This window comes from Paenibacillus sp. EKM211P (assembly GCF_011066175.1).
Lineage (GTDB): Bacteria > Bacillota > Bacilli > Paenibacillales > Paenibacillaceae > Paenibacillus > Paenibacillus polymyxa.
This window is the reverse complement of the sequence record NZ_JAAMNS010000002.1, coordinates 233,186-256,580: the sequence shown is the minus strand read 5'-3', so window position 1 is coordinate 256,580 and position 23,395 is coordinate 233,186. Positions and strand designations below refer to the sequence as shown.

The 23,395-nt window shown below is 44.3% G+C and carries 20 protein-coding genes; 17 read left to right on the top strand and 3 right to left on the bottom strand.

Annotated features, from left to right (window positions below; genetic code table 11):
* Positions 1-13 precede the first annotated feature (13 nt).
* From G9G57_RS04175 to G9G57_RS04165, 3 genes are all read left to right on the top strand, one after another.
* The gene (locus G9G57_RS04175) at positions 14-1,021 is read left to right on the top strand and encodes a tripartite tricarboxylate transporter substrate binding protein (protein ID WP_064962061.1); all 1,008 of its coding nucleotides are present in this window, start codon (positions 14-16) and stop codon (positions 1,019-1,021) included.
* Between the two features lie 48 nt (positions 1,022-1,069).
* Positions 1,070-2,071 (top strand): 2-keto-3-deoxygluconate transporter, encoded by a 1,002-nt coding sequence (kdgT, locus tag G9G57_RS04170; RefSeq protein ID WP_164964498.1) that lies wholly within the window; start codon positions 1,070-1,072, stop codon positions 2,069-2,071.
* Positions 2,072-2,216: 145 nt separating this feature from the next.
* Positions 2,217-2,570, top strand: coding sequence for a hypothetical protein (locus G9G57_RS04165; protein WP_064962063.1), 354 nt, complete (start codon positions 2,217-2,219; stop codon positions 2,568-2,570).
* Between the two features lie 82 nt (positions 2,571-2,652).
* On the opposite strand, the gene G9G57_RS04160 is transcribed toward G9G57_RS04165, so the two are convergent.
* On the bottom strand, positions 2,653-3,135 hold the full coding sequence (locus G9G57_RS04160; RefSeq protein ID WP_064962064.1) for a DUF1641 domain-containing protein: 483 nt from the start codon (positions 3,133-3,135) through the stop codon (positions 2,653-2,655).
* Between the two features lie 12 nt (positions 3,136-3,147).
* Positions 3,148-6,090 (bottom strand): formate dehydrogenase subunit alpha, encoded by a 2,943-nt coding sequence (gene fdhF / locus G9G57_RS04155; RefSeq protein ID WP_164964497.1) that lies wholly within the window; start codon positions 6,088-6,090, stop codon positions 3,148-3,150.
* Between the two features lie 602 nt (positions 6,091-6,692).
* Between fdhF and moaA the strand changes: the two genes are divergently transcribed.
* The 11 genes from moaA to G9G57_RS04100 all read left to right on the top strand — a co-directional run bounded on the left by moaA (position 6,693) and on the right by G9G57_RS04100 (position 15,131).
* Complete coding sequence (gene moaA, locus G9G57_RS04150; RefSeq protein ID WP_016324579.1) at positions 6,693-7,706, top strand: GTP 3',8-cyclase MoaA; 1,014 nt, start codon at positions 6,693-6,695, stop codon at positions 7,704-7,706.
* A gap of 40 nt (positions 7,707-7,746) precedes the next feature.
* Entirely contained in the window at positions 7,747-8,559 is an 813-nt protein-coding gene (gene fdhD, locus G9G57_RS04145) for a formate dehydrogenase accessory sulfurtransferase FdhD (protein ID WP_164964496.1), read from the top strand.
* A 135-nt stretch (positions 8,560-8,694) separates the two neighbouring features.
* Positions 8,695-8,943: a molybdopterin converting factor subunit 1 gene (gene moaD, locus G9G57_RS04140; protein ID WP_025675143.1), complete on the top strand. Its 249-nt coding sequence runs from the start codon at positions 8,695-8,697 to the stop codon at positions 8,941-8,943.
* A gap of 62 nt (positions 8,944-9,005) precedes the next feature.
* Positions 9,006-9,710, top strand: a complete 705-nt coding sequence (locus tag G9G57_RS04135) for a molybdenum cofactor biosynthesis protein (protein WP_025675145.1) — start codon at positions 9,006-9,008, stop codon at positions 9,708-9,710.
* Between the two features lie 89 nt (positions 9,711-9,799).
* Positions 9,800-10,879: a thiazole biosynthesis adenylyltransferase ThiF gene (locus tag G9G57_RS04130; RefSeq protein ID WP_446724829.1), complete on the top strand. Its 1,080-nt coding sequence runs from the start codon at positions 9,800-9,802 to the stop codon at positions 10,877-10,879.
* 74 nt (positions 10,880-10,953) lie between these two features.
* Positions 10,954-11,769 (top strand): molybdate ABC transporter substrate-binding protein, encoded by an 816-nt coding sequence (modA, locus tag G9G57_RS04125; RefSeq protein ID WP_064962067.1) that lies wholly within the window; start codon positions 10,954-10,956, stop codon positions 11,767-11,769.
* A 27-nt stretch (positions 11,770-11,796) separates the two neighbouring features.
* Positions 11,797-12,462, top strand: coding sequence for a molybdate ABC transporter permease subunit (modB, locus tag G9G57_RS04120; protein ID WP_090738696.1), 666 nt, complete (start codon positions 11,797-11,799; stop codon positions 12,460-12,462).
* A 184-nt stretch (positions 12,463-12,646) separates the two neighbouring features.
* Positions 12,647-12,994: a DUF2294 domain-containing protein gene (locus G9G57_RS04115; protein ID WP_164964642.1), complete on the top strand. Its 348-nt coding sequence runs from the start codon at positions 12,647-12,649 to the stop codon at positions 12,992-12,994.
* A 101-nt stretch (positions 12,995-13,095) separates the two neighbouring features.
* Positions 13,096-13,833, top strand: a complete 738-nt coding sequence (locus G9G57_RS04110) for a tRNA(His) guanylyltransferase Thg1 family protein (RefSeq protein ID WP_058712445.1) — start codon at positions 13,096-13,098, stop codon at positions 13,831-13,833.
* Between the two features lie 3 nt (positions 13,834-13,836).
* The gene (locus tag G9G57_RS04105; RefSeq protein ID WP_013372243.1) at positions 13,837-14,274 is read left to right on the top strand and encodes an AAA family ATPase; all 438 of its coding nucleotides are present in this window, start codon (positions 13,837-13,839) and stop codon (positions 14,272-14,274) included.
* A 26-nt stretch (positions 14,275-14,300) separates the two neighbouring features.
* Positions 14,301-15,131: a siderophore biosynthesis protein gene (locus tag G9G57_RS04100; protein ID WP_164964495.1), complete on the top strand. Its 831-nt coding sequence runs from the start codon at positions 14,301-14,303 to the stop codon at positions 15,129-15,131.
* A gap of 37 nt (positions 15,132-15,168) precedes the next feature.
* Here the strand turns inward: G9G57_RS04100 and G9G57_RS04095 are convergent, their stop codons facing one another.
* A complete protein-coding gene (locus G9G57_RS04095; protein WP_019688100.1) occupies positions 15,169-15,657 on the bottom strand; it encodes a hypothetical protein in 489 nt (162 codons plus the stop codon).
* Positions 15,658-15,994: 337 nt separating this feature from the next.
* Here G9G57_RS04095 and G9G57_RS04090 point away from each other — a divergent pair, with 337 nt between their 5' ends.
* The 3 genes from G9G57_RS04090 (at position 15,995) to G9G57_RS04080 (ending at position 23,372) form a co-directional block, all read left to right on the top strand.
* On the top strand, positions 15,995-17,461 hold the full coding sequence (locus tag G9G57_RS04090; protein ID WP_017428204.1) for an Ig-like domain-containing protein: 1,467 nt from the start codon (positions 15,995-15,997) through the stop codon (positions 17,459-17,461).
* Positions 17,462-17,672: 211 nt separating this feature from the next.
* Positions 17,673-18,551, top strand: coding sequence for a hypothetical protein (locus G9G57_RS04085; RefSeq protein WP_017428203.1), 879 nt, complete (start codon positions 17,673-17,675; stop codon positions 18,549-18,551).
* 231 nt (positions 18,552-18,782) lie between these two features.
* Positions 18,783-23,372: a fibronectin type III domain-containing protein gene (locus G9G57_RS04080; protein ID WP_164964494.1), complete on the top strand. Its 4,590-nt coding sequence runs from the start codon at positions 18,783-18,785 to the stop codon at positions 23,370-23,372.
* Positions 23,373-23,395: the final 23 nt, after the last annotated feature.

Sequence of the window (23,395 nt, the reverse complement as noted above, 5' to 3'; positions counted from 1 at the left end):
AAGAGGAAGCGTAATGAAGAAAAAGCCATGGCAAAAATATGTGCTGGTTGCGGCAGGAGTGGCTATGCTTTCTGCCTTGAGTATCAGTGAATATGTGGATCACCGTACCCTGCAGGATCACAGTCGTATATTTCCTGCGAAGCCAGTAACGCTTGTCGTTCCATATGCGGCGGGGGGCGGTACAGATATTACCGCAAGAGCGTTGGCTAAAGCCGCCGAAAAGCATCTCGGGCAGCCGATCATCGTCGTTAATCGAACAGGAGGCGGCGGTTCTGTCGGGCTGATGGAGGGAGCTGAGGCGCAGGCGGACGGTTATACCGTAACGTATCTGGTCGCTGAACTGACTACATTACCACATTTGGGACTGCTACCCATCACCTACGAGCGTTTTAAGCCGCTGCTTCAAACCAATATGGACCCTTCTGCCATTACGGTTCGGGCGGATGCGCCTTGGAAGACAGCGGAGGCATTTCTGGAGGATGCTAGGGTCTATCCAGGCAAGCTGAAAATGGGTAATGCAGGCACAGGAAGCATCTGGCACCTCGCTGCCGCGATGCTGGAGCAGAAAAGCGGAGTCCGCTTTACCCATATTCCTTATGAGGGAGCAGGCCCAGCAGTTTCTGCTTTAATGAGTGGATTCGTGGATGCTGTACCCGTCAGCCCCGCAGAAGTAAAGAAATACGTGGACGATGGGAAGCTTCGCATACTGGCAATCCAAGCAGACACTGTTTCGGAAGCGTTTCCAAAAGTGCCGACACTTCAGCAGGCGACTGGGCTACGTGTCCATTTTATCGGCACTTGGAGAGGGCTGGCTGTACCCAAGGATACACCGAATGAGGTGGCTCAAACGTTAGCGGATGCACTGATCAAGGGGACGAAAGATGAGGAATTCAGGGAGGAAATGCGGAAGTATGGGTTAGGGTTGCGTGTCCAGGATGCAGAGGCATTCGCACGTCAACTGAAGGATAGTCATGATACTTTCGCCAAATTAATTCCTGAACTCGGCTTAAGTCGCAAGTAAAACGGCCTTGTTTTTGCATTGGCAAAAACGAAAGGGTTGAATGAAGTTATGAAAATCAAACAAAATATCGATAAAATTCCTGGGGGCATTATGCTGGTGCCGCTGTTTATTGGCGCACTTTTTCATACGTTTACTCCATGGGCAGGCGACTATTTTGGATCTTTTACCAAGGGATTGATGACCGGTACGGTGCCCATTTTGGCAGTGTGGTTTTTTTGTATGGGTGCTTCCATAGATGTGCGAGCGACAGGCACTGTTTTGCGTAAATCAGGAACGCTCGTATTGACTAAAATCGCGGTCGCCTGGATCGTGGCGATCATAGCGTCCAGATTGCTGCCTGTTGGCGGCGTAGAAAGTGGGCTATTTGCAGGTTTGTCGGTGCTGGCGTTGATCTCGGCTATGGATATGACGAACGGCGGGCTCTATGCCTCCATTATGCAGCAGTATGGCTCCAAGGAAGAGGCAGGAGCATTTGTGCTGATGTCACTGGAATCGGGCCCGTTGGTAACCATGCTTATTCTAGGTAGTACCGGACTGGCCGTTTTTGAACCGCAAACATTTGTCGGTGCCGTATTACCATTTTTGGTCGGCTTTATGTTGGGCAATCTGGATCATGACTTCCGTAAATATTTTGGAAACGCGACACAGGCCCTGATTCCATTTTTTGGTTTTGCACTGGGGTGTTCTATTGACCTGAGTGTTATTGTTCAGACAGGCATACTAGGTATTTTGTTGGGCATTTTTGTCATTATCATTACAGGTATTCCGCTGATTCTGGCGGACAAATATATTGGTGGTGGCAATGGTACGGCAGGAATTGCAGCCTCCAGCACAGCAGGTGCAGCGGTAGCCAATCCAGTCATTGTTGCCAATATCAAACCTGAATTTTTGCCTGTTGCACAATCTGCAACAGCATTAGTAGCCGCTTCGGTCATAGTGACCTCTATTTTGTTGCCAATTCTGACGGCATACTGGGCCAATTATATGAAGCGCAAGGGGGAGTCCAAAGGAGCGGGACCTGTAACTCCGGGGGCGAATGTACCTAAATAAAGTTTGAATAATGAGGGCTCAATTCATCGACGTTACCATTACCCGGGAAATGTTGTGTCAGTTGCAGTTACACCTTATATCCTGACATGATAAAACTTGTCCTAAAACGCTTCTGCCAACATACATATGTAAGCAGAGGAGCGTGATGGAATTGGAAAACAAGGTGCGTCGCTATTACCAGTTAAAGCAAAAGCAAAAAGAAATTGAAGGCGAACTGGCTGATTTGCGTAATGACATTACCGCTCATTGCGCAGAGCAGGAAGTATCCGATTGGAAAATTGGCAACTACAGAGTCAGGATTGTACAGCAGCAGCGCAAGGAATACGATCATGCAAAATTGTATGATGCATTGCCTGATCCTCAATTATGGCGTTTGTTTTCCAAGCCGGACACTTTAAAAATTTCCAGCTTGCTAAAACTTAAGGTTATCGCGGAGGAGCAAATAAAAGATGCTGTTTCTCTTAAAACGGTGACCTTGTTACAGGTGGATAAAAAATAAATAAAAAGAGCTGGCTCCGAAAACGGGTGCAGCTCTTTTTATTATCTGTGGTTAGCAGTCTTCCACTTTCATATCTATTAAGCTATTTATCAGACAAACCTTTTCCCATGCCTTTGAGAAAATGAATACCGAACCCCATAGCCCGGTTTACATCTGGATCATTCATGGCCTTCATAAGATCACGTAGGCGAGTCTTTTTATTCTGCTTTAGATGCTCTTCGGCTTCGTTCAGGCCCGTAGTGACGCTGCTTGCCAGTTTTTTCATCAGCTCGGGGTCTACCTCAGACAGCATCCCTGCTGCACCCATCAGATTATTGATCATCTTCGTCACAGGCTTGCGCGTCGCTTGTCCTACAGCGATTTTGGCGATGGTTTCTTTGGCTTTTAGCATAGACTGGGCTGCTTCGAGAAGACCGCTGTCATGCAGCTCCCGTACAATCTCAAGTGTCTTCTGCAATGCCGCCCCATTGTCCGCCAGATCGGCAGTCAGTTGATCCAGGGATTGTTTTTGCCGTTCTTCTGCTGTCAAAATACGTTTTCTCACAATTGAAATAGGCTTAGCCATGGTTCGACCTCCTTATTTTTGATCTACCAAATCGACGTAACCGGGACGACTCCACTTACGGTTCACTTCAACCCCATTTTGCGGATGCCGCTTTTTATAACGTGGATTGATATGTGGCAGTGGATTTTGACCATCGATCTCCAAAATTTGCATCCGTACTTTGGTTTGTTTATAGGCTGGTGTACGGGTGATGACATCAAATGCTCCACCAGTTAATAGATTGACAGCACCCTCATGGCTGGTAGAGTGCATTGGCACATAAATTTCAGTTCCCTGTACCCGGTCCGTCACCAGAACACGTAGCTTGACCGCACCATAGGGAGATTCCAGCCGAACCAGCGATCCGTCTGTAACTCCACGCTCCTCAGCCAACTCAGGGGACACTTCCACAAATACTTTTGGAAGTTTGAGCTGAAGGCCTGTTGACTTTGTCGTCATATTTCCTTCATGAAATTGTTCGAGCAGTCGACCATTATTTAAGGTCAGATCGAATTCAGCGGGGTACTCTTTTGGTGGTACATATTCGAAAAGTCCCAAGCGTGCTTTTTTATCTGGAAAGTTAAAGCCATTGGTATGCAGAAGCGGTGTGTTGCTACCATCCGGCGATCCCCAATGGAAGCTGTTCCAGCCTGCCAATACGTCATAATTACATTGGGAGAAAAATGGAGTGAGCGCCGCCATTTCCTCAAAAATTTCACTCGGATGACTGTAATCCCAATCAAATCCCATGTGCTTGGCAAATTGGCTGAAAATCCACCAATCCGGTTTGCTGTCTCCTACAGGGCGGAGCGCCTCGTATAAACGCTGTACGCGACGTTCGGTGTTTGTGAAGGTTCCGTCTTTTTCGAGTGAAGGTACGGCTGGCAAAATGACATCAGCGAATTCAGCTGTCTTGCTCAGAAATACATCCTGAACGACAAGGAAATCCAAATTCGCCAGCATTTCTTGGGTATGGTTGGAGTCCGCATCCACCCATGCCATTTCTTCTCCAGCGATATACATACCTTTGAGCTTACCCGTCTCAATGGCTTCCAGCATTTGAATGTTATCCAGTCCGCGTTGGCTTGGAATTTGTACGCCGTAGGCCGCTTCGAACTTGGAACGAATGGCATCGTTCGTTACGGGCTGATAGCCAGGGAAAATATCTGGCATCGTACCCATATCGGCAGCGCCCTGCACATTGTTATGACCACGAAGCGGATATGCGCCTGCACCCGGACGCATAAAGTTGCCAGTCACCAGCAGCAGGTTGGCAATTGCAATCGAAGTGTAGGAGCCTGCGATGTTTTGTGTCACGCCCATACCCCAGCAAATGGCCGTGCCATCCGCTTCGTGAATTATGGTTGCTACCTGAATCAGCGTCTCTTTGGAGATGCCAGTTTCCTGTTCGGCGAATTCCAAGGTGAAGTTCTCCAGCAATTTCAAATATTCAGGATAGAAATTTACATGTTCCTTAATGAATTTAGCATCATGCCAGTTTTGCTCAATGATGTATTTGGCTACAGCGGATAACCATACATAATCCGTACCTTGCTTCGGACGCATGAACAGATCTGCGCGTTCTGCCATTTCATGTTTGCGCAGGTCCACCGAGATCAGCTTTTGACCATGCAGCTTATGCGCACGTTTGATGCGGGTAGCCAGCACAGGATGTCCTTCTCCCGGCGCACAGCCGACCAGTATGACCAAACCTGCTGAGGCAATGTCTTTAATCGTACCGCTGTCTCCGCCGATGCCTCCGGTGTATTGTAGACCCCATGATGCAGGAGATTGGCAATACCGTGAGCAGTTATCAACGTTATTCGTTTGGAACACCTGACGAGCCAGCTTTTGCATCAGATAATTTTCTTCATTGGTAAATTTGGACGAAGAAATAAAGCCGAGTGCCTCGCCGCCGTAGGTTTCTTTGATCGCTCCCATTTTGCTGGCCATCAGGCTCAAGGCTTCTTCCCAGGTTGTTTCCACGAATTCGTCTCCTTGACGAATTAAAGGCGAGGTCAAACGCTGATCGCTATTCACAAAATCCCAACCGAATTTCCCTTTGACGCAGGTCGAAATGCCGTTAACAGGCCCCTCAGAGGTAGGTTGTACCTTCAAAATTTTGCGGCCTTTGGTCCAAACTTCAAAGCTGCAACCTACACCACAAAACGTGCAGACGGTTTTTGTTTTTTTCGTACGGGTTTCACGCATCGCTGCTTCAGCTTCCGAAATTGCAAAAATACCGCTGTAGCCTGGCTCCACTTCCTTAATTAGATCAACCATTGGATTTAATAAATCCTTATTTATGCCGCTCATGAAGCCGGCCTCTCCCAGCATGGATTTTTCCATTAAGGCGTTACATGGGCAGACCGTTACACACTGACCGCAGCTGACGCAAGAGGAATCGTTAATTGCAACCCCATCGTCCCAGATCACGCGAGGGCGTTCAGCCTCCCAGTCGAGGGACAGTGTTTCATTGACCTGAAGGTTCTGACATACCTCTACGCATTGGCCGCATGCAATACATTGATTGGGATCATAACGGTAAAAAGGGTGGGACATATCCACTTCTGTGGGATCAACCTTCGGTCGATACGGATATTTTTGATGTTCAATTTCCATAAGCTCTGCGGTGTTATGCAGTTTACAATTACCGTTGTTGTTATCGCACACTGTACAGTAGAGGAGGTGATTTTCCAGCAAACGATCCATAGCCTCGGTTTGAGCTGCTTTTGCGCGATCTGAATGTAGATGAATATTCATTCCATTCGTAGCAAGTGTTGAACAGGAGCGTACAAGCTTTCCGTCTACTTCCACGATACATGTGTCACAGGTGCGGATCGGATCCACTTCGGGAACGTAACACAGTTGGGGATGGGCAATATTGTTTTCGTTGATTACTTCAAGAATGGTTGCACTGCTATTCGTTTTCAGTTCCTGTCCGTTTAATGTAATTTTGATCGTACTATCCGTCACGGTTCAGGCTCCTTTCAGATTTTGAATTTTAAAATTGGGAACAAAAAAACTCCACCATAAACACAAGTGCTCGTGTTTAAGCACTTGTGTTTATGGTGGAGTAGTGACCAAGCTCTAGGTCCTGGAGGCCAATCCGCCATAGGAGTATGTATTAATACCAGACAGTACGCACCGTCTGTATATCAATAAATTGAATATGTCATTTTCTGCATGTCATCTGGTGTAACTATAGCGTAAAATTTAAGATAGTTCAACGGTGATTTATTAAAATTTTTAATCGATAATGATTATCAATTGAGAAAACGAAAAATCATTGACAAACGTTCCAGGATTGCTAACAATAGGGATGTATCTATTTGAGAGCATTCGTGAATGGAGTGTACGTGAGAATCGCGTATATTTTATTTGGCGCAGCGCTTGTTAGTTTGATTTTTCTATATCACATGATGTGAGGATTCGTAAAATCCTGATGTAGATAAATTAACCGGCATTTAGCAGATTCTTCGGTATTAATAAGCGAAGAAGTTGTTGTGATGCCGGTTTTTTGGTTCAGTTCAGAGTTTAAAGAGGTTTATTAATGAAGACGGATTGAGGTGAACGGGATGGCGAACCGCAGCGACGATCAATGGAATCGTCCGTTACGGGACTTGAGAATATCCGTCATAGACCGATGTAATTTTCGGTGCCGATATTGTATGCCTGAAGAAATATTTGGCCATGACTATCCGTTTTTGCCAAAAGAAAAAATATTGACCTTTGCGGAAATTACCCGCCTCTCTCGTATCTTTGTCTCGCTAGGTGTTACAAAGCTTCGCATTACTGGTGGTGAGCCGTTGCTGAGAAAAGATCTGTCCTCGCTCATTCATTCGTTAACTCAACTCGATGGGGTTGAAGATATTGCTATGACGACGAACGGTGTCTTTTTGCCTAAGTATGCAGCGTCACTGCGAGAGGCGGGGCTGAAGAGAGTGACAGTTAGTCTGGATTCGCTTGATGATGATCGATTCCGCCGAATGAACGGGGGGAGAAGCAGTGTAAAGGCGGTGCTGGAAGGTATTGAGGCTGCAGCTCAAGCGGGAATGCAGGTGAAAATAAATATGGTCGTGCAAAAGGGCTTTAACGATCAGGATATCGTGCCCATGGCCGACTATTTTCAAAAGAAAAAGCATATTTTGCGCTTTGTTGAATTTATGGATGTAGGCAACACCAATGGCTGGAAATTGGATCAGGTTGTTTCCAAGCAACAGATCATCGAAACGATCCACGAGCACATGCCGTTAGAACCTGTTCCACCCCAGTACAAAGGTGAGGTGGCGACGCGCTATAGGTATCTGGACAGAGACGGGGAAATTGGCATTATTTCATCCGTTACGGACGCTTTCTGCTCCACATGTACACGGGCGAGAATTTCTGCTGAGGGCTCCTTGTACACATGCCTGTTTGCGTCTAAAGGGTACAAGCTTCGCACGATGCTGCGGTCCGAGCAATCCGATGATGAGATTAGATCTTACATTGAGCGTGTTTGGAGAGGACGTACCGACCGCTATTCAGAGGAACGGTTGACTCATACAAAGCAAGCATCGTCCAAAATTGAAATGTCACATATCGGCGGGTGAACCAAAGAGCCAGCCTGTCAGAAACAAGGGAGTTGAGCACATGGAAAAGCCGGCTGAGGTAAAACGCGAGATCCTACGTTACCGGGACGGTCAGATCAAGCGTTTTGAAGACACAGTGGTGACGGAGTATCCGGTGACCATTAAAATCAATCAGCAGGAATTTGCCACCATGGTTTGTACACCAGAGTATGTAGAGGATATGGCAGTAGGCTTTTTGGCCTCTGAAGGCGTCATTCAACGGTATGATGATATCGAAGAAATTTGGGTTCAGGAAAAAGAAGGATTTGTTCATATTAAAACCCGTCGGATGAATGAGTTTTATCAAAACTTTCATTCCAAACGATACATTACCTCCTGCTGCGGAAAAAGTAGACAGGGATTTTACTTTATAAATGATGCCAAAGTGGCAAAAAGAATGAATGATGCCCATGTTAAGGTATCTTTTGATGACTGTTTCCGCCTGATGAATTTGATGCAAACCTCGGCACATACGTTTCAGGAGACTGGTGGCGTTCACAATGCTGCGCTGTGTGATAAAGACGGAATAATCCTGTCCAGAATGGATATCGGCCGACACAATGCGCTCGATAAAATCTATGGGTACTGCCTAAAGCATGATATTATATTACAAGATAAAATCATCGTATTCAGTGGGCGCATCTCGTCTGAAATTTTGTTGAAGGTTGCGAAAATTGGTTGTGAGGTTGTTTTGTCCAAGTCAGCTCCCACAGAGCTTGCACTTGAATTGGCAGAGGATCTCGGGATTACTACCGTCGGTTTTATACGAAGTCGTTCTTTGAACGTGTACACGCACACGGAGCGGATTGATGAACTGGTAGAATCTAAAATATAATATAAAAAATAATCAATGTAGACCATCATCGTTAACCAGCATGGAATAAAACCTTTCGAGGTATTAGTTCATGTTGGTTTTTCTTGGTGTATATGCGATGGTCAGTCCTTGTACTGAAAGGGGGGAACCTACTTAATGAACTATCATATTCAAGTATTTGCCGGACTTGCAGAACTGATGGGAAAGCCTATGATCACGGTGTCTGCTGATCAGGAAACGATGACCGTCAACGAATTAAAAGACTTGCTGTCCAAATATTTCCCTGAAGCAGCGGCCCAGTTGCAGGGGGCTTTTGTTGCCAGAAATCAAGCCTACGCCGCTCCTGAGGATCTGGTTAGTATACATGATGAGATTGCGATTATTCCTCCGGTTTCAGGAGGATGAGTTTCAATAACAGACTAGGTGAATTCGATAGATAGGGTGTATTAAAGGGGGGCGGGTGCATAATGCAATATCATATTCAATTATTCGCAGGTATGGCGGAACAATTTGGTGACGTGATCACTATGGAACTTTCACAGGAAACGGTGACCATTGCAGACATTCGAACAAGGCTGAATGAGCTGTACCCGGAGATAGCTTCACAACTGTCAGGTTCTTTTTTTACCCATCATAAGAAGTTGGCTTCTCCAGATGAACTTGTGCTTCCATCAGACGCAATTGCTCTTCATCAGTCAGCACCCGGAATGGAGACGGTCGTTTCAAAATGTGGCTTATACGCTATTACCTACGATCTGATTGATGCCGATGAGGTAACCTCCAAGGTACACGACCCTTCACATGGGGCTTCATTGACCTTTAATGGTACGACTCGGGAATTTACACAAGGTCAGCGAACGGTGCTGCTTGAATATGAAGCATATGTGCCGATGGCCATGAACACGATGAAGCAGATAGGTGACGAAATTGCAGATCGTTGGCCGTCAACGCGCACTGCTATTACACATCGGCTTGGTACGGTAAGGATTGGAGAGACCAGTGTCGTGATTGCTGTTTCTGCTGCGCACCGTGATGCTTGCTACGAGGCCAGTCGCCATGCCATTGAACGCTTGAAGCAAATCGTACCGATTTGGAAAAAGGAAGTGTGGGAAGACGGCTCGGAGTGGAAGGGGCACCAGCTAGGTGGCTGGAATCCTCATAACACCCCATAACTTCGAGTTAGGCGGGACATCTGGGCTTTTATCTTGTCTGATCAACTTGCAGCAATTAATGGATAAGAAGTATGGGGGCGTAAATTAACATGTCTGAAATGAAAAAGGAACCAATAACAGATGCTGATGCAAAAGCACACACGCAGGCGTCTCACACCCGATATTCAAGGCAGGAATTATTCGGAAAAATCGGGCCGACAGGACAAAAAAATATCCGCAGCAAGCATGTATTAATGGTAGGTGCTGGAGCACTGGGAACTGCGAACGCGGACATGCTGGTGCGAGCGGGCATCGGACGGTTGACGTTGGTAGACCGAGATTATGTAGACTGGAGCAACCTGCAACGCCAGCAGCTCTACGACGAAGCGGATGCCCATGAACAGATACCCAAGGCAGTGGCCGCCCAGAGGCGATTGCAGCAAATCAATTCGGACGTGGACATCCGTGCACTAGTTCAAGATGTATCACTGGAGGAAATCGGCGATATTGCGACAGGGGTGGACCTCATCGTAGATGCCACTGATAATTTCGATACACGTCTGCTTTTGAACGATTACGCTGTAAAGCACCAAATCCCCTGGATTTATGGAGCGTGTGTTGGTAGCTACGGGACAACCTTTACGATCGTTCCAGGACAGACACCCTGTCTGCATTGTCTGCTCGGAACTGTACCGCTCGGCGGTGCCACCTGTGATACGGTCGGTATCATTAGTCCAGCTGTACAAATGGTGGCAGCTTACCAAAGTGCCGAAGCATTGAAGCTGCTGACTGGGGACAATTCAGCCTTACAAGGCAAGCTGATTTCCTTCGATCTATGGAATAATCAACATCAGGCGATCCAGATCAGCGCCATGAAAAAAATTGATTGTCCGACATGTGGTGAGCATCCAGTGTATCCATTTCTACAATCGGAGCATCAGGCTAAAACGGCTGTACTGTGCGGACGTGATACGGTTCAGATCCGACCAGTCACGGGTGCTGTACGTGATCTGAACGAAGCGGCACGCCTGCTATCCCGCCAAGGGGGCAAAGTGGAGCATAATCCATATCTAGTATCCGTTGTCATTGGATCGCATCGGTTGGTTCTTTTTCAGGATGGACGTGTTCTGATCCATGGCACCAAGGATATCGCCGAGGCAAGATCTATTTATCACAAATATTTGGGTTGACCCAATAGATTTGGACCGTTATGAGATTGCATTGTCAACTCATTCCGGAATTTAGAGGACAGGGGAAAAACAAATTGAAAAAGAGATTCGGGTACATATTCATGTTTGTTGGATTGTTGGCATGGGTTCTGGCTGGGTGTTCGTCTCCGGCTGCTGTACAGTCGACACCGTCCGCACCCAAAACAGAGTTGATTGTATCTGCCGCTGCGAGTCTTCAAGATAGTCTGAATACGCTCAAGGATCAATATGAAAAGCAGCACCCAGATATCAAGCTTACCTTTAACTATGCTTCATCCGGTACTTTACAAAAACAAATTGAGCAGGGTGCACCCGCTGACGTATTTATATCGGCAGGCATGAAGCAAATGAAGGCTTTAACCGATGCTTCATTAATGGAAAAAGATAGCGTACTGCTTCAAAATAAACTGGTTGTGGTTGTTCCGCAAGATAAGGCGAACAGCACGTATAACAAAAGTATTACACTCAATGATCTGACAAATCCTTCTTTCCTAAAGCTTGCTGTTGGGGAGCCTACTACCGTTCCAGCCGGACAATATTCCAAAGAATCGCTGACAAAGGCCGGATTGTGGGACAAGCTGGAACCGAAGATGGTATTCGCCAAAGACGTAAGACAGGTATTAAACTATGTTGAAACAGGCAATGCCGATGCTGGACTCGTTTATTTGACAGATGCCAAATCATCCGATAAAACAGTCGTAGCACTAGAAGTACCTGAGGAATTGCATGCACCTATCCTGTATCCAGAAGGTATTGTAAAAGCAACCAAACACAGCAAGGAAGCAGGCGAGTTTGTCGATTTTCTGCGTACAGATGAAGCCATGAGCGTATTCAGTAAAGATGGATTTTCAGCTCCAACAGAAAAGAAATAGAATTCACAGATAAAGGAGGGGGTCCCGTTGGATTGGTCGGCTTTTCTTCCTCCGGTTATCGTATCTGTCAAAGTCGCTGTCGTTGCCAGCATTATTGTCTTTTTATTAGCTACTGTGGTAGCTCGGATGATGGCGAACTGCTCGCTGCGGAGAGGAACCAGCGTGATTGAGACCGTCCTACTTCTTCCGCTCGTTTTGCCGCCCACTGTTGTCGGCTTCATATTGCTCATCTTGCTGGGAAGGAAAAGCTGGATTGGCACTGCCTTTGAAAGTCTGTTCCAGCAGACCATTGTATTTACGTGGGGAGCCGCAGTGGTGGCGGCCGTAGTTGTTGCTTTTCCACTGGCTTATCGGACGATCAAAGCAGGCTTTGAAGCTGTAGATCCCGAGGTAGAGCAGGCTGCACGTGCGCAAGGTGCCAATGAATGGCAAGTGTTTCGACATATTACGATGCCCCTTGCCTACCGACCGCTCATTTCAGGATACATTCTCGGATTTGCCCGAGGGTTAGGGGAGTTTGGAGCTACACTGATGCTTGCGGGTAATATTCCTGAACAGACTCAAACCCTGCCTACGGCGATTTACACCGCGTCCGAGGTCGGAAATATGACACTCTCCTGGAGTTGGGTAGCCGTCATTATTTTATTCTCTTTTATCATGTTGATGCTGTCGAATCGATTGGTGAAAGATTAGTCTGTTTGGATTCAGTAATATACGCAGTCTGTCCGATCGGGCGGGCTGTGTTTTCTTTTCTATGCGTCCAATGGTAAGCATGTTCCAAGAATCACTTTCGCTTCATCTCTGTTTTATATGATAGGAATCGGTTATGATGGAAATAGTAACAAGGATTTTAGTAGATTTAGGAGAGCGGTGCGATATGAGAAAGGAAACGGGTTTTAACGAAATTATTCGAAAAGTACGTAAAGAGCTATTTGGAAAAGGCCCGGAACGCATACATACAACCTTTGTAGATAATATGGCCATCACAATGCTATACGGCAATTTAACTCCATCCGAAAAATTTCTTGCACAAGAGGTTGCAGGAAGAGAGATGGTGCATGCAGCTCGAACCAAAATGGTACAAAAAATCTATCCTGTACAGTTCAATAAAGAACTGGAGGATTATATGGATTCCCGCTTACTGCATCTCTTTTCAGATATTAAAGTGGAAGAAGATATAGCCATCTCCGTTTTTGTATTTGAGGATAATATTGCTGTGAAATAAAAAAGAGAAGGTGAAACCGACATTGGATTGTATATTGTTGGAGAGTTCAGCAGCACCTTTGATTAATAGATACTATGAAAAGCGAAGGAGCTACATAGTTTATGAAAAAAGATGATTTTGGAAATAGAATGAAGGAATATGAAAATGCTTATAGATTAAGTCTGCCCCGCCGTTTACCCGTAATTATCAGAATCGATGGTGCTCATTTTCATACTTTTACACGTGGGATGACGAAACCTTTTGATGAAAAGTTAATCTTTGCATTATGGGAGACGTGCAAATATTTGGCTTATAATATTATGGGCTGTAAACTGGTGTACCATCAGAGTGATGAAATCTCTCTGCTTCTTACGAATTATGACAAATTAACGACACAATCATGGTTTGAAAATAATCTTCAAAAGATGGTGTCTATATCTGCCTCTTTGGCTACTGCCAAATTTAATGAGGAAATCCAGAAAGTTTATCCGGATAAGCCTCTAGCCACTTTTGATGCAAGAGCATGGGTTTTGCCTCACGATGAGGTTGCCAACTACTTTCTATGGAGACAACAAGATGCTACTAAAAACAGCATTTCTATGGTAGCTCAAGCTCATTTTAAGCATTCAGAACTACAAGGATTGAACGGAAGTCAGCTCCAAGACAAGCTTTTTGTGGAAAAAGGACTGAACTGGAACGACCTTCCGGTCTGGCAAAAGCGGGGAATCTGTATTACCAAACAACAGTATAACAAAGGAGAAGCCGTCAGAAGCAAGTGGGATGTTGATCATGACACGCCAATCTTTTCACAAAATAGAGATTATATTAACCAATATGTATATCTGAACAAGGATGTGTGAGGTTTGGAGTGTGTCATTTTTATAGGAATTCAGGCTTCGGGCAAATCGACTTTTTATAAAGAACGATTCTTCAAAACACATATGCGAATAAATCTTGATATGCTTAAAACACGAAATAGGGAAAATATGTACCTTCAGACCTCCATCGAAACGATGCAGCGTTTTGTAGTGGACAATACAAATCCCACAGTCGAAGAACGAAAGAAATATATAGATGCTTGTAAAAACAAGGGATTTAAAATCATTGGCTACTATTTTGAACCTGATTATGCTGAATCTATTAAGCGTAATGAGCAGCGCACAGGCAAAGAGTATATTCCTGAAATCGGTATTAAAAGTGTAATGAGTAAACTAGAGGTCCCAAGTTACGAAGAAGGATTTGATGAAATTTACAGCGTGATTTCGAGTGAGGGGACGTTTCGGATCGAAAAGCAACCATAGAACCGTATAATTTAGGAGGAGCATCCATGAACATACCAGAGAGATTTATCAAACGTTTTCCAGCATACGAGGACGTATTTGCCAGCGATCTTGAACATCACCGCAAACACTTTCTGCCCATTTGCTCGATTAATCTCCAATTTTTATTTCCAGAGCAGGACGAGTGGCTTCATTTTGTTTCCGTAAAAGAAATCCACGAAGGCTGTGTGGGTGAAAATACTCAGCAATTTCATACCTTATATACCAAGGAAGATATGCTGGGATTCGATGTAATTGACGGCAAATACAAATTCGAAGCAGACTGGAATTATTTTAGTCTTCATCAGAAAGTGCAGCTGGAAGCTACCTATGAAGCGCTGAAATCTACCGGGGATAAAGCGTACCTACGTATGAAGAGAGAAGTCATGGCGTTGGACGGACTGGATCAGGTGTACACAGCTAATGAACAAGATTACGAAGCTCGCAAAGCATTTTTCTTAGAAAATAATAAAATCTATCCTTATTCCTCCTTTGGAGAGGCCAAAAAGTCTGTGGAAGAGCTCACTCACGATTTTGAGGAAAAACAATCCAGTGGTTGGGGGCTAAGCTTTCCCGAAGTCAACGGTATTCTGGATGACATCGCATTTCAGTCTGATGAGGCCCAAAGCTACATCAAGGAATATGACGAATCCTTGGAAGAGATGCTCCAGTTCGAGCAAACTAACTTGCTTCATGTGCCTAAACGTGCCAATGGTGAGACATTTACCTATATCGGTTCTTTCACCGGATATTATTTTCAAGCGTTTGGAGCTGATAAGGTATACTTATTTTATGATAGAGAAATAAGGAAAGCGGTAATTTGCTTCGAGTATTCCTAGGATATAGAAAAAGCTCCCGAGATGGGAGCTTTAAAATTTATTTCTTATTGATCTTCACATCGTGCTCTTTAGCCAGTGTGTTAACCTGTTCACCAAAATCTCTGAAGAGCTTTTTACCCTCGCTAAGCTTGGTGTTACTTTCATTAATTAAGTTTAGATCTCCTTTTTCCAACGCATCGATCATCGTAATGAGTGCTTCTTTTTGAGTGCTAACCGCCTTGATGTAGGTTTCGTGGACGGCCCGTACCTCAGGAGTTTCCGTCTTTACTGCTTCAACTTTATCGAGGTATTTGGTGTATTCTGGGATAATATCATCTCGTAACGTATTATATAGTGTTTCATCATCTGTGAAGTTATCCCCGGTCACAGATTCATATTTTTCAGTTACTGCTTTTTCATCTTGTGTTAACGGAAGCATTCCATCATTCACATAGGTAATTAAATCTTTTTTTACCGGATCGGTAGAGCAAGCTGCCAAAATTGAAAAGCAACACAATACTAACATAAATATACTAAGTTTTTTCATCTGTATTCCCCTTTTTCTATGTATGTTTATGGGTAATTAGATATATTAATTAGTCTAAAAGAACTACCAATATCAGTTTATTATATCGTATAAATAAGAGAATGGTAGGGTTTTTATGGTAAAAAGGTGTCTAAAGTAAGTCTATTATCCTAGTATTATCATTTAATCTATGGATTCTAGAGCTTTCTATTTTAGGAAATGACGACTAAAAATATTTGCTACAATATATTCCATTAGAACCAAGAATGTTTTATGATAGAGACAACAGCCTAGAAGATACCCTGATTCTCCAGGGAATAGCGGGAATTCCTTAAACCATTTGAGAGGGGATTTCAGTATGAAGAGGTTCAGAAAGGCTATTTCAGTTATGCTAAGCTTGATGCTCCTGTTTGCTTTTGGGATGACTGCAAACGCGAGTCAAGGCACAGAGATGAACAAGGAAAAACAAGCTATTGAAGCTGATTCCAGTTTTCAGCTAACAACGAACAAAGAAGATGTTATTGAGCATTTAATCCGGGCGGACAAGCCTGAGGGTATTACATCCTCCGTTTATAACATGCAGGAAAATATCAATTTTAAAGCACCAGAGACATTCTCTTTGAAAAGGGAGACCCTTCCTTCCCTGAAAGCTAGTCCAACGGCAGCCACAGCTTCTTCTGCTACGTATTCAGGTACAATTACGGAAGAGGGAGGCACACAGTTTTTATATCCGATTTATGTGAAGCCAGGTGAATTGTTGCAGGCACAGTTGGATGGTCCATTTTCAGAACAGCTTGACTATGACTTATATTTATACGAATTTGATATGACGACAGGGGATATTAACCCCAATGCTATTGATGCCTCCACCTATGGAACCTATTTTAACAAGTATGAGCATGGGTCTGCATCACTTCCTGAAAACGTAGGAAGCCGCAATGCTACCGGATCTGAGAAAGCTTACGCAATTGCAGTCCATTCCAAAAAGGGATCAAGCATAAATGACCCTTTCTATTTAACTGTGGATATAAGCTCTCAATATGATGCCTATGAACCGGATGAGAGTGCTTTTCATGCCTACAACTTTACATTTAGTACAGGGGGCTCTACCCTGAATTCACGCTCCATTCATTCAGGAATTGACAACGATTGGTATCAAATCACAATTCCTGCGAATCGCAATTATGATGGTTTGAATGTCAAACTGGACAGCACTTCGGAAAGCTACGGTTACAAAGCGGAAGTTTACGGGGCTCTTAGTGGCAACCAAATGGCGCTTCTGCCGCAAACCAATCATAATGTCACTTTGAATACGGGAACCTACTATGTGCGAGTGTACACCACAAACCAGTATTCACCCGACCATTTATATGCACTCACACTTAAACCAGTACTTCGGGCTGGAAAAATTGTAATTAACGGTTATGACTCTAAAAACGGTCCGAATGACTATCCAGCCTACTCATACGGTCGCCATTATCGGGTTAATGGAAACACCAGCCTGACTGTAAAGGGTGTTGTTACTACAACGGATAATTATCCAGTAGCAAATGCACCAGTTAATGTGACATGGTTGAACCAGAACTGGACTGAAAGCAGCGGGAATCGAACTCGTACAGGTACTGGTTATACGGATCAAAATGGAGCCTTTAGTGTGACCCTTTCCCTGCCGCATTCTACGGGAAGTATTGCAGAATACTTGTCTGGTCCCATAAGCTTTACACATTACTATGATCTTTCAGGTGTAGCTGCCCAGGTGTCAGGTACTTCACTTACAGCTACAGATATTGTATATCACTTTGCTTATAGCATTTATGGTGGTTGATGTACTGTCTATAAAGCAATGACAACGTCAGATTGTTTATTTTAACAATTTATATTCAGAGTCAGGATCTTGCTTCAAAAATTGTTCATTTTTAGGACAAAGCGTATATTCATTCCATATATGCTTTGTCCGATATATATAGCAACAGGGTTACATTACATCGTACATACGCCTTAGATTGCCTGTTACAAACATGACAGGAGGAAGTAGAATGAATTTTGAACCTCTTAAAGCACAACAAGCGGTTCTTAGCTCTGGTAGCTTACGGATCAATCCGACAAGCAAGCAAGTTCCGTCCCCCCAGCTACATGAAGAAAAAGTGTCCAGGTTCGTCGTTCAGGACACCGTGGAGATTAGTGAAGCTGGCAGAAAGCTGGCTGAGGGGGATATCGTGTCACATGCTGCCAAGTATTTTGGCACAACTCAGATCAACGATGCATTAAACCGGGTTTTGGAGGGCCAACCGGAAGAAGTATCCGATGCTGTGTACAATATGATTCAATCCAATTTTATCGTCGATGGAACGGTAACGGATGAGAAGCAGCGCGCGGTATTGCTGGAGATGGGAGTTTCCCAGTCCAAGTATATTGCGGATCATTACATGGAAGGCGATAAAGCCAAGGAATTTATGCAAACCATGAACCAGATAGCTGGTATTGCCTTGACACGAACCATTGATTCAGAGACCGGAGATATTAGCTACACGACTCCTACAGATCGTCCGATAGGTGCCCCTGAGGACTACGTCAAGCTGTCGGAAGTGATGAAACAGGTCGATCCTCAAAAATATACTGCGTTCATGAATGACATTAAGGGTGGAGGAAATGGATTAAGCCAGCTGTTGAGTTTTGCACAAAAGGTTCCTCAAAACCCCGATTGGATTCATAAATACAAGGAACGTACAGAACAGACTGAAGAGCTGTTAAATAAACCACAGTTAACGAATCGGTTTGACAAAGCGGATACATCCTCAGCTTCCGCGTTTATGAATAGTATGCAAAATCTTCTTAAGGAATCTTCTGCTCCTGAGGATTCTTACATGCAGAATATGCGGGGATTTTTTCGGAACTTGGGTGTTCAGGCCAATTAAAGTTTCAAAAGGGTCTCTGGGATGAGTGTTTCGAAAATTTATTTCAGTTCATTTTGCTGTTCTGTTTACATCCTGTTTGAAACGAAGTATAATAACTTCAAAACATACTCGTGAAATTGAGGAAGCACCTCAAACTTAGGCATTACTGCCTTCGTTTGAGGTGCTTTTTCTATTTTAGCCAAAGCGAGTACGTAGAACTCTTTGAAAATAAAATAAAGTAAGGAGAAGTGTATGTATCGAAAAAATAAACGAAAGGTTAGGAAGCACAATAAATGGGTGTATGGAGTACTGGCTTTACTCCTCTTATTAATGACCATTCCCATATTTCCGGAAAGGGTATCGGCCGCTACCCAAGAAATCATCGGAGGCCCTTTTTGCCAAAATAATTTGCCAGGTGGGGGCGATAGTTGGGGCTCTTGGTCAGGAAGTGGAGTAGGAGCAACGGAAGTATACACTGGCATGGGGTCGGCAAGGTATACGTGTGATGGAACTAAACAGCCGACAAATCGTTTTGTTGATATTGGAAGATCTATTAAGACTTCGGATTACAGGATTTTTGTTTACATTGAGGGGTCTTATCATACAGATATATATACATCTAATGCCGCCGCAGGCGACAGCTGGAGACCCAACGGAACGAATTTATATACATGGACTAATGTAACGAAATTCTATGCCAATAGCTATTACCAGGGAAAATGGATAGATATCACCGACTCTATTACATTAAGGGATGTACGATATTTCAGAGCGATGGGAACTAGTCAACAGACAAGTGATGAAATATCCAAGTTTGGAATTCGTATTATTCCCAAATCAGACTTGATGCCTAAACCACCCCAGATTCATGCTGGTGCAGAGGGACAGGCTGTTACAGGGTGGACCAAAGAGCCTGTAACCGTGTGGATTGATGGGGATGTGGCTCCTGAAGGATTAAAGTACTATGAATATAGCCTGAATGGAGGAGCATTTCAGCAATATATTGGTCCCTTCACTGTCAATGATCATGGTGTAAATACAATTTATGCCCGAACAGTGGACGTCAATAACCAGTATAGTGGTCTTTCTTCCGCCAATGTCCGAATAGACAGGATGCCACCAACTCCCCCCATTATAGATGCAACAGGAAACAGTAATGAATATACCATTTCATTACAACCGGGCGCAGACGATTATTCTGGACTAGCCCATACTCAATTTCGATTGTCCGGTGTTGTGAATCAGGCTTGGCAGGATTATAGTGGAGTGTTTCATGTGAACCAAGATGGCAAAAGCACGATTTATGCTCGTTCCATTGATAATGTCGGTAATGTGAGCCTGGAGGTAAGCAAAGAAGTCACCGTTGATAAAAAGGGGCCGACGGCTCCTGTTATACGGGCTAGCGAAACGGGTCCAACGAACCGTGATGTGGACATTGCCATTGAGTCAGGAAGTGACTCTACAAATGGAATTAAGAAGACACAGTATCGTTTGAGTCCAACTGGGGAGTGGCTGACATATAACGGCACTTTTACATTAAATGCAGAAGGGAGTTACGAACTATCAGCGCGGACGATCAATAATCTTGATGTGTCTAGTCCCATTGTGACTCAATCGGTCATGATTGATCGTACCAAACCCACCCCTCCGAAAGTTATGTTTTCTGAGGTAACGAATCCTAACCGATATATCAATAAACCAGTACAGTTTACACTCTCGGGTGCAACGGATACTACAGCAGTGCATTATGAATATCAATTGGGTTCTGGCGCTTATGTGCCTGGTTCATCGGGAATATTAAATAGTTCGGGAATTGTAAAAGTGACTGCTCAAGCTGTAGATGCAGCTGGAAATCGAAGCGTTCCGGTGAACGCAATGTCTTATATCGATTTGGAGCCGCCGGGCATTCAACTGACACCCAATATGCGTGAATGGAAAGATACTAATATTCATGTGAACATGCGATATGCTGACCAGTACTCAGGGATTGAACCATCGTCAAGGCAGTACAAAGTCACGAACAGCTCCGATTCACCTGAAAACTGGGAGGCTGCAGCCGATCCCATAGTCCAGTTGGATCTCTCAAATGAAGGCGAATGGTATGTCCATGCGAAGGTGAAAGACCAGGCAGGAAACATGTATGAAACGGTCAGCAGTGCACTTCGCATTCAAAAGCAACCGCAGCCGGTTGAGCTTTCGGCAACATCTGTACGCAACACAGAGGTTGATTTGCAATGGACTCTCCCCTCCGGTCTTGATGATGGTTATGTCTATACAGTCCGAAATCTAACAACAAATGAGGTTTGGGATGTTAACCATCCGACAAATTCTTTTACAGATACAGGGCTATTAGGAGGACATGAATATGAGTATGAACTGCGTTGCAGTAATCATGTAGGAGGCAATGCATATTCTAATCGAGTCCGTGTATTAACGTTACCTGATGCCCCTGAGCATGTTCAGTTGCGACCGGTCTCTCGTCATTCAGCAGAAATCATGGCCGACTTTACGCCAGTTTTTTCAGCTAATAAATATATTATTACAGCAGCGGACGCAAGCACGGGAGAAATCATATTTAAGGATACGGTTACACAGGATGTGTATAATCCGATTAAGGGGATGGAGCCTGGTAAGTATTATGAAGTTTCTGTATCCGCTATAAACGCCATGGGAGAGGGGGCAGCAAAACATGTATCTTTTTTAAGTCTACCAGACAGCCCAAGCGGATTCCGGAATGTAACCGTAAGAGAAGATGGAATCGACTTGAAGTGGAATTCTGTAATCACTGCCACCTACTATGCTCTAGAGCGAGATAAGGTCTCGGTTTATAACGATGTGTATACAGAATTCACCGATACTGAGCTTCAGGCGGGAACGGAGTATAACTATCGTATATCTGCTGAAAATGAAACAGGATTTGGAGACTATGCTCATCTCGGCGTTATGACATTACCAGAACGGGTAACTACACTTTCAAGTGTAACGAAGGATGTATATTCTGTTGGTGTAGCGTGGCAAGATGTGCAGGGGGCTGAAGGGTACATTTTGAATGTTAACGATGAACCAAAGGTGCAAATTCCGCGTGGTATCCATTCTTATACTTTTGAAGGTTTGCCAGCAGGTAGATCTGCCAATATAAAAATTCGGGCTTACAATCGAAGTGGTACAGGTTTGGATGCTTCTATCAATGCATTAACGCTACCTAATTCGGCCTTACAACTTGCAGCTGTAGATGTTCGCGAGCACGATGCCACATTGATATGGGCTCCGGTTGACGGGGTAACTCAATATAAGGTAACAATCAACGGTCAAAATTATTATAGTACGGAACCACGGATAGTTGTATCTGGTTTAGCAGGTGGGAGTAACTACACTTTTCAAGTGAGCAGTGGGAACAGCAGTGGTTACAGCCCGCCAGCGTTGGGTGAACTGCTGACGCTCCCGCCTCAAGTACAAAATGTAAAAGTTACAGAACTTGAGAATAGACAGATTTCGCTGACCTGGAATGAAATCAAGAGTGCTTCCCAATATGCAGTAATCCGCAAAGATACAGGGGAAGTTTTTGACACTAGAGAAGCTTGCATCATACTTTCAGATATCCAGCCTGGTATAATTTACTCGTTTGGTATACAGGCGATGAATACTACGGGAGAAGGCGACGTTGCTCCCTTTACGTATCGTACATTGCCAGGTCAAATACCAAATCATAGGTTGGTTGTGAAAAGCGTAACGGATACCGATTTGCTTATTACATGGCCAGAAGCTCCGGGTGCGGATGCTTACAATGTCTACAAAAACGAGATGCTTATCGGCCATACGACTACTCAAGAGTTTAAAGTAGACGGATTAGACAGCTCTTCATTGTATCGTATTAACGTTAAGCCAGTGAACACAAGCGGTGAAGGTAAGCAGTCAGAAGGTCAGGTCGAGACGTTACCGTCTTCAGCATTTGCGTTTTCGAAGACAGAAACAACCAATAGTGAATTTATCATCCATTGGGAGTCAGAGCATGAAAATGATATTTTTGTTCTCGCTAGTGAAGGAGTAGTCCTATATCGTGGTAAGGATCGAGCTTTTATCTGGAGACAGCTGAGAGAAAAGCAATTGTATACCGTTCAACTTTGGGCAGAAAATAGTCAAGGAAAACGCACAGAGGCAAAAGAAGCGAGTGGTAAAACTACAGGGAATGCTGTGGACACAGGTGTTGGAGCAGGAGGCGCGGGGGGTGTAAAACCGATTCAGCCTGTTGTCGAGGAACCGATAGAAACAAAAACAGAGTTCTTTCAAGGCTCAACAATCGAGACGAAGCCAAATCATTTTAGTGACATTGATCGGGTATTTAATAGAGAGAAAATAAATGCGCTTGCCGATTTGGGCGTAGTGAAGGGGAGATCCATCACGCTTTTTGAACCGAATAGACCCGTAACACGTATGGAATTTACTTCGATGCTTGTTCGTTCTCTTAAATTACCGCTCGAAACAGATGTGACTCTAGACTTCGAGGATATTGATCTATCTGCATGGTATGTTGATCTGCTCAAAACAGCAATTAAGGATCAAGTTGCTCGAGGTTTTAGTAGCAAAGCCTTCGGTCCAGATCGGGTCATAAATCGGGAGCAGGCCGCTAAAATGGTGAATAACATTATCAAGGCTACACCACAGCAAGAAAGCAGTGTATACTCAGATTCCTCTCAAATTGTAGAGTGGGCCAGAAAGGATGTACTTGGTCTAACTGAGATTAATTTAGTACAAGGATATCCAGACGGCAGCTTTCGTGCCAAACAGGAAGTTACGCGTGCGGAAGCGGCTGAGATGATTTATAATATGCTTCAAATGAAGTAGCCAAAATAAGGGGGGCGTCGGCC